This window comes from Kineococcus glutinatus, assembly GCF_039542765.1.
Lineage (GTDB): Bacteria > Actinomycetota > Actinomycetes > Actinomycetales > Kineococcaceae > Kineococcus_A > Kineococcus_A glutinatus.
On record NZ_BAABIL010000079.1, the window covers coordinates 1 to 10,895 of the forward strand.

The window sequence follows — 10,895 nt, forward strand, 5'->3', positions numbered from 1 at the left end:
CGCCGGGTGCAGCCGGGGCAGCGCGTGGGCGAGGAGCCGCCAGTTCACCAGGTCCCGGCTCCCCCGGGCCGGCGTCCTCCGGCGCCCCGGGTCGCCCCGGCCCGGCCGGTGGGCAGTCGCCGCGCCCGGGTGCGCCCCGTCCGGGCAACAACCCCTTCGCGCCCAACCAGGGCATGCCGCGCCCGGGTGCGCCCCGTCCGGGCAACAACCCCTTCGCGCCCAACCAGGGCATGCCCCGCCCGCAGGGGGGCCCCCGTCCGGGTGGCCCGCGCCCGGCGGCGCCGCGCCCCGGTGCCCCCGGTGCCGGTGGTCCCCGGCCGAACCCGGGGATGATGCCGCAGCGTCCCAGCAGCAACGTCGGCCGTCCGGGTGCCCCGGGCCGTCCGGGTGCCCCGGGCCGCCAGGGTGCGCCCGCCGGCCGCGGCGGCTTCGCCGGCCGTCCCGGTGGTCCCGGTGGTCCCGGCGGCCGCTTCGCCGGCCGTCCCGGTGGTCCCGGTGGTCCCGGCGGCCGCGGTGGCCGCGGCACCACCGCCGGTGCGTTCGGCAAGGCCGGCGGCCGTCCCGTGCGCGGGCGCAAGTCCAAGCGGGCCAAGCGCCAGGAGTACGAGGCGATGCAGGCCCCGAGCGTCGGCGGCGTGCAGGTTCCCCGTGGTGACGGCACGACCGTGCTGCGGCTGCGCCGCGGCGCCTCGCTGACGGACTTCGCCGACCGCATCGGCGCCAACCCGGCCTCGCTGGTGACGGTGCTGTTCCACCTCGGTGAGATGGCCACGGCCACCCAGTCCCTCAACGAGGACACCTTCCAGCTGCTCGGCGCCGAGCTGGGTTACGTCGTCGAGGTCGTCTCCCCGGAGGACGAGGAGCGCGAGCTGCTCGCGTCCTTCGACATCGACCTGGACGCCGAGCTGGAGGCCGAGGGCGACGACGAGCTGGAGGCGCGTCCGCCGGTCGTGACCGTCATGGGTCACGTCGACCACGGCAAGACGAAGCTGCTGGACGCCATCCGGTCCACCGACGTGGTGGCCAAGGAGGCCGGCGGCATCACCCAGCACATCGGTGCCTACCAGGTCCACAAGGAGCACGAGGGCGTCGAGCGGGCCATCACCTTCATCGACACCCCGGGTCACGAGGCCTTCACGGCCATGCGAGCCCGCGGCGCGAAGGTGACGGACATCGCGATCCTCGTGGTCGCGGCCGACGACGGCGTGATGCCCCAGACGATCGAGGCGCTCAACCACGCACAGGCGGCGGACGTCCCGATCGTCGTGGCGGTCAACAAGGTGGACAAGGAGGGCGCGAACCCGGCGAAGGTCCGGCAGCAGCTCACCGAGTACAACCTCGTGGCCGAGGAGTACGGCGGCGACACGATGTTCGTCGACGTCTCCGCCAAGCAGGGCGTGGGCCTCGACGAGCTCCTCGAGGCGGTCCTGCTGACCGCCGACGCGGCGCTGGACCTGCGGGCCAACCCGAACAAGGACGCCCGCGGCATCGCGATCGAGGCCAACCTCGACAAGGGCCGCGGCCCGGTCGCCACGGTCCTCGTGGAGTCCGGCACCCTGCGCGTGGGCGACTCGATCGTCGCGGGCACCGGCTACGGCCGCGTCCGCGCGATGCTCGACGAGTACGGCGAGACGGTCGACGAGGCCACCCCGGCCCGCCCGGTGCAGGTCCTCGGTCTGACCTCGGTGCCCGGCGCGGGCGACACGTTCATCGTCGCCCCGGACGACCGCACCGCCCGCCAGATCGCCGAGAAGCGCGAGGCGGCCGAGCGCAACGCGGCCCTGGCCAAGGTGCGCCGGCGCATCACGCTGGAGGACTTCACCGACGCCCTCAAGCAGGGCAAGGTGGAGCACCTCAACCTCATCCTCAAGGGCGACGTGGCCGGTTCGGTCGAGGCCCTCGAGGACGCCCTGCTGCAGCTGGACGTGGGCGAGGAGGTCGAGCTGCGCGTCATCGACCGCGGCGTCGGCGCCATCACGAAGAACAACGTGAACCTCGCGGTGGCCTCCAAGGCGATCATCGTCGGCTTCAACGTCCGCCCCGAGGGGCAGACGCGGGAGTACGCCGAGCGCGAGGGCGTCGACATCCGGTACTACTCGGTCATCTACCAGGCGATCGAAGAGGTCGAGAGCGCGCTGCGCGGCATGCTCAAGCCGGAGTTCGAGGAGGTGCAGCTCGGCACCGCCGAGGTGCGCGAGGTGTTCCGCTCCTCCAAGTTCGGCAACATCGCCGGCTGCCTCGTGCGCTCGGGGCTCATCCGCCGCAACACGAAGGCGCGCGTCCTGCGCAACGGCGTGGTGCACGGGGACAACCTCACCATCGAGTCGCTGCGGCGGTTCAAGGACGACGCCACCGAGGTCCGCGACGGCTTCGAGTGCGGTATCGGCCTGGGCTCCTTCAACGACATCCAGGTCGACGACGTCATCGAGACGTTCGAGATGCGGGAGAAGCCGCGCAGCTGACGCTGCCGGCACCGGCCGGGGCGCGACCTCCCTCGCGCCCCGGCCGACCGCTCCCACCGCGACCGCGGCGGGAGCAGCACACGCACCCCGCGCGGGAGGGCGCACCCCACACATGCACGCTGGCACGCTGACCGTCGACCTCCTCCTCGGCGACGTCCACTCCCTCAAGGGCAAGCGCAGCATCGTGCGGCCGCTGGTGGCGGAGCTGCGCCGCACCTTCGACGTCGCCGCCGCCGAGACGGGTCACCTCGACCTGCACCGGCGCGCGGAGGTGTCGGTGGCCGTCGTCGCCGCCGACGCCGCCCGGTGCCGGGAGGTCCTCGACCGCTGCGAGCGGGCGGTGGCCGCCCACCCGGAGTTCCAGCTCCTCTCCGCTCGCCAGGTGCTGCACAGCGACGAGGATTGACCCGGGCGCGGGCGGACCCGCCCGCGCCGCTCTGCCCTGCGCAGGGCCCACCCTGCGGCGCCCCCGCGCCGCCCGACACCAGGAGCACGCCGTGGCCGACCCCACCCGCGCCCGCAAGCTCGCCGACCGCATCAAGGTCGTCGTGGCCGAAGCGCTGGAGAAGCGCGTCAAGGACCCCCGCCTCGGCTTCGTCACGATCACCGACGCGCGGGTCACCAACGACCTGCAGCACGCGACGCTCTACTACACCGTCCTCGGCGACGAGGAGGAGCGCGCCGGATCGGCCGCCGCCCTGGAGAGCGCCAAGGGGGTGCTGCGCGCCGAGGTGGGCAGGCGCACCGGCGTCCGCCTGACCCCCACCCTGACCTTCTCCGCCGACGTCGTGCCCGAGACCGCCGCCCACATCGAGGACCTGCTGCGCGTGGCGTCGGAGCAGGACGCCCGGGTGGCGGCGCTGGCGGCGTCCGCGCAGCCGGCAGGTGAGGCCGACCCCTACCGCAAGCCGCCGGAGGGCGAGGACGGCGAGGACGGGGCCGACGACGAGGAGGCCCTCGACGAGGAGTGGGTGGAGGGCGCCGGTCCCGCGGCCGGGCACTCGTGAGCCGCGGCACCGCGCCGCTGCCCGCGCACCTGGAGGGCCTGCTCCTCGTCGACAAGCCGGCGGGCATGACCTCCCACGACGTCGTCTCCCGCTGCCGGCGCATCGTCGGCTCCCGGCGCGTGGGCCACGCCGGGACCCTCGACCCGGCGGCCACCGGCGTCCTCGTGCTCGGCACCGGCCGCGGCACCCGGTTGCTCACCCACCTCGTCGGGCACGACAAGGAGTACCGGGCCACGGTGCGGCTGGGCGAGTCCACGGTCACCGACGACGCCGAGGGCGAGGTGCTCGGCCGCGCCGACGCCTCGCACGTCACCGCCGAGGCGCTCGAGGCCGCCGTCGCCCGCCTGCGCGGGTCGCTGCAGCAGGTGCCCAGCGCCGTCAGCGCGGTGAAGGTGGACGGGCGCCGCGCCTACGCGCGGGTGCGGGCCGGGGAGGACGTGCGGCTGCCACCGCGGCCCGTCACGGTGAGCCGCTTCGACGTGCTCGCCGTGCACCGCCCGCCGGTCCCGCAGGTCGGTGCGGGCCTGCCCGTGCTGGACGTCGACGTCGAGGTGGAGTGCTCCGCGGGCACGTACGTGCGGGCGCTGGCCCGCGACCTCGGCGCCGACCTCGGCGTCGGCGGGCACCTGACGGCCCTGCGGCGCACCCGCTCGGGGCCCTTCCGCAGCGGCGACACCCGCAGCCTGGAGGAGCTGGCCGCCGAGCCGCGCGCGCTGTCGCTGGCGCAGGCGGCGCACCTGCTCTTCCCGGTCCGCCGCCTCAGCGCCGCGGAGGCCACCGACGTCGGGCACGGCCGCCCGCTCGAGCTGCGCGAGGAGGCGCCGGGGTCCCCGACCGCCGCCATCGGCCCGGACGGGGAACTGCTGGCCCTGCTGCACGCGGCGGGCGGTCGGGCGCGGCCCCTGCTCGCGCTGCCCCGCGCCGAGCCGGCCCCCGCGACCGGCTGAGCGCGGCGAGCCCGGCCGACCGGCGCGGGCGCGGTGCTGGCACAGTGGCGTCCGTGGACCGCTGGAACGCCCTCGACGAGGTGCCCCCCGCCGAGGGCGGCGCCGTCGTCGCGATCGGCAACTTCGACGGCGTGCACCGCGGGCACCGGGCCGTGCTGGGGACGGTCGTCGCCTCCGCCCGTGCGCGAGGCGCCCGCGCCGTCGCGGTGACCTTCGACCCGCACCCGCTGGCGGTCCTGCACCCCGAACGGGCCCCCGCGCTGCTCACCGGTCTCGACGAGCGGCTGGCGCGCCTGGCCGAGACGGGCCTGGACGGGGTGCTCGTCATGGAGTTCACCCGCGAGCTGGCCTCCTGGAGCCCGGAGCACTTCGTGCGCACGGTCTTCGTCGAGGCCCTGCGGGCGGTGGAGGTGGTCGTGGGGCGGGACGTGCGCTTCGGCCGGGGCAACTCCGGGGACCTGGCGACCCTGCAGCGGCTCGGCGCCGCCTGCGGCTTCGAGGTCACCGCGCTGGACGACGTCTCGGCCGACCCCGCCGCGGCCGGGGGCGCCCCGGTGCGCCCGTGGTCGTCCACCCGGGTGCGGCTGGACCTGGCCGAGGGGAACGTCGACCACGCCGCCGACGTGCTCGGCCGCCCGCACCGCGTCGTGGGCACCGTCGTGCACGGCGACCACCGCGGCCGGGAGCTGGGCTACCCCACCGCGAACCTGTCCGCGGACGCGGAGGGCGTCGTGCCCGCCGACGGCGTGTACGCCGGCTGGCTGGTGCGCCTCGGCGCCACCGGGCCGGACGCGCGGCTGCCCGCGGCCGTGTCGGTGGGCAGCAACCCCACGTTCGCCGGCTGCGAGCGGCGGGTGGAGGCGTACGCGCTGGACCGCACCGGTCTGGACCTGTACGGGGAGCGGGTGGCGGTGGAGTTCGTGCACCGGCTGCGCCCGACGCTGCGCTTCGACGGGGTGGGGCCGCTGGTGGAGCAGATGGCCCGGGATGTGGAGGAGTGCAGGCGGCTGTTAGCCTGAAGGGGCCGTTCGATCGGCCGCGGACCCAGAGCGCCCGGGTGGACCTGCCCCGAGGCACCGCGCAACGACCCGAGGAGAGCCAGTGCCGCTCGACGCTGCCACGAAGAAGCAGATCATGTCCGAGTACGCGACGGGCGAGAACGACACCGGCTCGCCGGAGGTCCAGGTCGCGATGCTCACCCAGCGGATCCGCGACCTGACGGAGCACCTGAAGGTGCACAAGCACGACCACCACAGCCGTCGTGGTCTGCTGCTGCTGGTCGGCCAGCGCCGCCGCCTGCTGCAGTACATGGCCAAGAAGGACATCAACCGCTACCGCTCGATCATCGAGCGGCTCGGCATCCGCCGCTGAGCCCCCGGGGCGGCTCCCCACCGGGGGAGCCGCCCCGCCGCTCGTGCGGGCACCCGTCCGCCCGAGGCACCCGCTCGCCGCAGCCGGGTGCAGCACCTCCCGGCGCCGGACCACGGCGCCGGGCACCACAGCAGGAGCGACCCGCAGCACCGGGGCCGGTCCTCGGTAGTGGCCCCCGGGTCCGCGCGGAGCGTGGCCCCCGAGGGCCTCGATCGAAGGCCGGACGGCACGTGCGCGGTCGCTCCCGAGAGAAACGGAGCACCCCGTGGAGGGTCCTGAGATCACCGCCGCCGAAGCCGTCATCGACAACGGCTCGTTCGGCACCCGCACCATCCGCTTCGAGACCGGGCGCCTGGCCCGGCAGGCCGCCGGCTCCGCCGGGGTCTACCTCGACGGCGAGTCCTTCCTGCTGAGCGCCACCACCGCGGGCAAGAGCCCGAAGGACCAGTTCGACTTCTTCCCGCTCACGGTGGACGTGGAGGAGCGCAGCTACGCCGCGGGCAAGATCCCCGGCTCGTTCTTCCGCCGCGAGGGCCGGCCCTCCACCGAGGCGATCCTCACCTGCCGCCTCATCGACCGCCCGCTGCGCCCCAGCTTCGTCAAGGGGCTGCGCAACGAGGTCCAGGTCGTCGTCAGCGTGCTCGCGGTGCACCCGGACGACGCCTACGACGTGGTGGCCATCAACGCCGCCTCCCTGTCGACGCAGCTGGCCGGGCTGCCCTTCTCCGGCCCGGTCGGCGGTGTGCGCGTCTCCCTGATCGACGGGCAGTGGGTGGCCTTCCCGCGCTACTCCGAGTCCGAGCGGGCCGTCTTCGAGATGGTCGTCGCCGGTCGCGTGGTGACGGCCGCGGACGGCACCGAGGACGTCGCGATCATGATGGTCGAGGCCGAGGCCACCGACGACGCGTGGACGCTCATCAAGGACGGCGGTGCGCAGGCCCCCACCGAGGAGGTCGTCGCCGAGGGCCTGGAGGCGGCCAAGCCGCACATCGCCGCGCTCGTGCGCGCCCAGCAGCAGGTCGCGGCGGCCGCCGCCAAGCCGACGGCGGAGTTCCCGCTCTTCCCCGACTACGGCGACGACGTCCTGCAGGCCGTCACCGCCGCCGCGGAGGCCGACCTGCGCACCGCGCTGACCATCGCGGGCAAGCAGGAGCGCCAGGACCGCGTCGACGAGATCAAGGACGGCCTCAAGGCCTCCGTCGGCGAGCAGTTCGCCGGCCGCGAGAAGGAGATCTCCGCGGCCTACCGCTCGCTGCAGAAGAAGCTCGTCCGCCAGCGCATCCTCACCGACTCCGTGCGCATCGACGGTCGCGGTCTCGCCGACATCCGCACGCTGTCCGCGGAGGTCGAGGTGCTGCCCCGCGTGCACGGCTCGGCGCTGTTCGAGCGCGGTGAGACCCAGATCCTCGGCGTCACCACGCTCAACATGCTCCGCATGGAGCAGCAGCTCGACACCCTCTCGCCGGTGACGCGCAAGCGGTACATGCACAACTACAACTTCCCGCCCTACTCCACCGGTGAGACCGGCCGGGTGGGCTCGCCCAAGCGCCGCGAGATCGGCCACGGGGCGCTCGCCGAGCGCGCCCTCGTGCCGGTGCTGCCGACGCGCGAGGAGTTCCCCTACGCCATCCGGCAGGTGTCGGAGGCCCTGAGCTCCAACGGGTCCACGTCGATGGGCTCCGTCTGCGCCTCGACGCTGTCGCTGCTCAACGCCGGTGTGCCGCTGCGCGCCCCGGTGGCCGGCATCGCGATGGGCCTGGTGTCCGACACGGTGGACGGCGAGACCCGCTACGCCGCCCTGACCGACATCCTCGGCGCCGAGGACGCCTTCGGCGACATGGACTTCAAGGTCGCCGGCACCTCGGAGTTCGTCACCGCGATCCAGCTGGACACCAAGCTCGACGGCCTGCCCGCCTCGGTGCTCGGCGGCGCGCTCAAGCAGGCCCGCGACGCCCGGCTGCACATCCTGGCGGTGATGAACGAGGCGATCGACGCCCCCGACGAGATGTCGCCGACCGCGCCGCGCGTCATCACGGTCAAGGTCCCGGTCGACAAGATCGGTGAGGTCATCGGGCCCAAGGGCAAGATGATCAACCAGATCCAGGAGGACACCGGCGCCGACATCTCGATCGAGGACGACGGCACCGTCTACATCGGCGCCGTCGACGGTCCCTCCGCCGAGGCCGCCCGGGCCGCGGTCAACGCGATCGCGAACCCGACGATGCCCGAGGTCGGCGAGCGCTACCTCGGCACCGTGGTGAAGACGACGACGTTCGGCGCCTTCATCTCCCTGGTGCCCGGCAAGGACGGCCTGCTGCACATCTCCCAGCTGCGCAAGCTGGTGGGCGGCAAGCGCGTCGACAACGTCGACGAGGTGCTGTCCGTGGGGCAGAAGCTCCAGGTGCAGATCGCCGAGATCGACCCGCGCGGCAAGCTGTCCCTCGTCCCCGTCGTCGCCGAGGACGAGGCGGCGGCGGAGGCCGACGGGACCGGCTCGCAGGACGCCGCCGCCGAGGGCGCCGTCTCGGCCGACGCCTGACGTGAGGGGCATCCCGCTCCCGCTGGGCCCGGCGACGGACGGCCCCCGCACCACCACCGTCGAGGACTCCGGCGGCGGTGCCGTGGTGCGCCGCTCCGTCCTGCCCAGCGGGGCGCGGGTGCTGACCGAGGCGATGCCCGGTCAGCGCTCGGTGAGCTTCGGCTGCTGGGTCGGTGTCGGCTCCCGCGACGAGACGCAGGGGCACCACGGCTCGACCCACTTCCTGGAGCACCTGCTCTTCAAGGGCACGCGCCGGCGCAGCGCGATGGACATCGCCGCCGCGTTCGACGCGGTGGGCGGCGAGGCCAACGCCGCCACCGGCAAGGAGCACACGACGTACTACGCGCGGGTCCTCGACGAGGACCTGCCGATGGCCATCGACGTCGTCACCGACATGGTGATGTCGGCGGTGCTCGACGAGGACGACTTCAGCAGCGAGCGCGAGGTCATCCTCGAGGAGCTCGCGATGAACGACGACGACCCCTCCGACGTGGCGCACGAGCGCTTCGCGGAGGTCGTCCTCGGCGAGCACCCGCTCGGCCGGCCCATCGGCGGCACCCCGGAGACCATCCGCGCGGTGGGCCGCGACGACGTGTGGGCGCACTACCGGCAGAACTACGAGCCGCGCCACCTCGTCTTCACCGCCGCGGGCCACCTCGACCACGAGGCGGTCTGCGCCGCGGTGCAGGCGGAGCTGGAGCGCGCCGGGGCGGGCCTGCCCCCCGCGGCGCCGGCCGCCCGCCGCGGGGGCGGGACGGTCTCGGGGGCGCAGCGCGGGCGCAGCCTCGTCGTCAGCCGCCCCACCGAGCAGGCCCACCTCGTGCTGGGCTGCACGGGCGTCACCGCCACCGACGAGCGCCGCTTCGAGCTGTCCGTCCTCAACGCCGTGCTCGGCGGCGGGATGAGCAGCCGCCTCTTCCAGGAGGTGCGGGAGAAGCGCGGCCTGGCGTACTCGGTGTACTCCTTCAACGCCAACTACTCCGACTCCGGCTACGTCGGGCTCTACGCGGGGTGCTCGCCGGCCAAGGCCGACCAGGTCGCCCGGCTCATGCTGGACGAGCTGGTCCGGCTCGCCGAGGACGGGCTGGACGAGGAGGAGCTGCGCCGCGGCATCGGGCAGCTCGCCGGCGGCCTCGTCCTCGGGCTGGAGGACTCCGGCTCGCGGATGAGCCGGCTGGGCAAGGCGGAGCTCGTGCACGGTGAGTTCACGGGGCTGGACACCGCCCTGGCGCGGCTGCGGGCCGTCAGCGCCGAGCAGGTGCGCGACCTCGCCGCCGAGCTCGTCGACCGGCCGCGCTCGGTGGTGGCGGTGGGTCCCTTCGAGGAGGACCACGACTTCTCGGGGGTGCTGTCGTGAGCCCGGACGGCGACGGCCCGCTGCGGGTCGCCGTGCTCGGTGCCGGGGGGCGGATGGGCCGGCAGGCCTGCGCCGCCGTCGCGGGGGCCGCTGACCTGGAGCTCGTGGCGCAGCTGGGCCGCGGGGACGACCTGCGTGCGCTGGCCGACGCCGACGCCCAGGTGGTCGTGGACTTCACCGTGCCCTCCGCCGTGATGGGCAACCTCGAGTGGTGCCTCAGCCACGGCGTGCACGTGGTCACGGGCACCACCGGCTGGACCCAGCAGCGGCTGGAGACGGTGCGGGGCTGGTGCACCGAGGCCCCCGGGCTGGGTGTGCTCGTCGCCCCCAACTTCGGCATCGGTGCCGTCCTCGTCATGCGCTTCGCGCAGCAGGCGGCCCGCTACTTCGAGTCCGTCGAGGTCGTCGAGCTGCACCACCCGGACAAGGTGGACGCCCCCTCGGGCACGGCGGTGCGCACGGCCCAGCTGGTGGCGGCCGCGCGCGCCGAGGCCGGCATGGACCCGGTGCCCGACGCCACGTCGGAGGCCCTGGAGGGTGCGCGCGGCGCCGACGTGGACGGGGTGCGGGTGCACGCCGTGCGGCTGCGCGGCCTGCTGGCGCACCAGGAGGTGCTGCTGGGGGGGCCGGGGGAGACGCTGACCCTGCGCGACGACACCTACGACCGGGCCTCCTTTATGCCCGGTGTCCTGCTCGGCGTGCGGACGGTGACCGGGCGACCGGGGCTGACCGTGGGCCTCGAGCACTACCTCGACCTCGGCTGAGGGGTGTCCGCCGTGCGCACCAAGCTGCTGGTCGCCGGCGGCACGCTCGTCACGGCGTTCTACCTCGTCGTGCTCGCCGCGCTGGGCGTCGCCACGGCACGGGCGGGCAGCGCGGTGGGCGTCCTGTTCGGCTGCGCCCTGCTCGTGACGGCGCTCGTGGGGGGCTGGGCGGTGTGGCGGGAGCTGCGCTTCGGCGTGGCGACCCAGCGGTTGGGCCGGGAGCTGGCCGCGCGCGGTGAGCTGCCCGTCGACGACCTGGAGCGCACCCCGGGCGGGCGGGTCGACCGCGCCGCCGGGGAGGCGCTCTTCGAGCGCACCCGCGCCGAGGTGGAGCGGGCACCGGCCGACGCGGGCGCCTGGTACCGCCTGGCCCTGGCCTACGACGCGGCGGGGGACCGCCGGCGGGGGCGGGCGGCGGCCCGCCACGCGGTCCGGCTGCACCGCGGTG

At 74.9% G+C, this 10,895-nt stretch carries 10 protein-coding genes; all 10 read left to right on the forward strand.

The features are described 5' to 3' along the window. The coding region (infB, locus tag ABEB16_RS03800; RefSeq protein WP_425560098.1) for a translation initiation factor IF-2 at positions 1–2,462 on the forward strand (2,462 nt) is incomplete at its 5' end. Positions 2,463–2,574: 112 nt separating this feature from the next. Further along, positions 2,575–2,868, forward strand: a complete 294-nt coding sequence (locus ABEB16_RS03805; protein ID WP_345710941.1) for a DUF503 domain-containing protein — start codon at positions 2,575–2,577, stop codon at positions 2,866–2,868. A gap of 91 nt (positions 2,869–2,959) precedes the next feature. Next, positions 2,960–3,469, forward strand: coding sequence for a 30S ribosome-binding factor RbfA (rbfA, locus tag ABEB16_RS03810; protein WP_345710942.1), 510 nt, complete (start codon positions 2,960–2,962; stop codon positions 3,467–3,469). Positions 3,470–3,534: 65 nt separating this feature from the next. After that, a complete protein-coding gene (truB, locus tag ABEB16_RS03815) occupies positions 3,535–4,416 on the forward strand; it encodes a tRNA pseudouridine(55) synthase TruB (RefSeq protein WP_425560099.1) in 882 nt (293 codons plus the stop codon). Between the two features lie 53 nt (positions 4,417–4,469). Next, entirely contained in the window at positions 4,470–5,435 is a 966-nt protein-coding gene (locus ABEB16_RS03820) for a bifunctional riboflavin kinase/FAD synthetase (protein ID WP_345710944.1), read from the forward strand. 82 nt (positions 5,436–5,517) lie between these two features. Further along, positions 5,518–5,787: a 30S ribosomal protein S15 gene (gene rpsO / locus ABEB16_RS03825; protein WP_345710945.1), complete on the forward strand. Its 270-nt coding sequence runs from the start codon at positions 5,518–5,520 to the stop codon at positions 5,785–5,787. A gap of 265 nt (positions 5,788–6,052) precedes the next feature. After that, the gene (locus tag ABEB16_RS03830) at positions 6,053–8,326 is read left to right on the forward strand and encodes a polyribonucleotide nucleotidyltransferase (RefSeq protein WP_345710946.1); all 2,274 of its coding nucleotides are present in this window, start codon (positions 6,053–6,055) and stop codon (positions 8,324–8,326) included. A gap of 10 nt (positions 8,327–8,336) precedes the next feature. After that, positions 8,337–9,683 carry a M16 family metallopeptidase gene (locus ABEB16_RS03835; RefSeq protein ID WP_425560100.1) on the forward strand — a complete coding sequence of 449 codons (1,347 nt, stop codon included), beginning with the start codon at positions 8,337–8,339 and terminating at the stop codon, positions 9,681–9,683. Continuing rightward, positions 9,680–10,447, forward strand: a complete 768-nt coding sequence (gene dapB / locus ABEB16_RS03840; protein WP_345710947.1) for a 4-hydroxy-tetrahydrodipicolinate reductase — start codon at positions 9,680–9,682, stop codon at positions 10,445–10,447. The genes ABEB16_RS03835 and dapB overlap by 4 nt, the downstream gene beginning before the upstream one ends. Before the next feature lie 12 nt (positions 10,448–10,459). After that, a partial coding sequence (locus ABEB16_RS03845) for a hypothetical protein (RefSeq protein WP_345710948.1) occupies positions 10,460–10,895 on the forward strand: 436 nt, incomplete at its 3' end.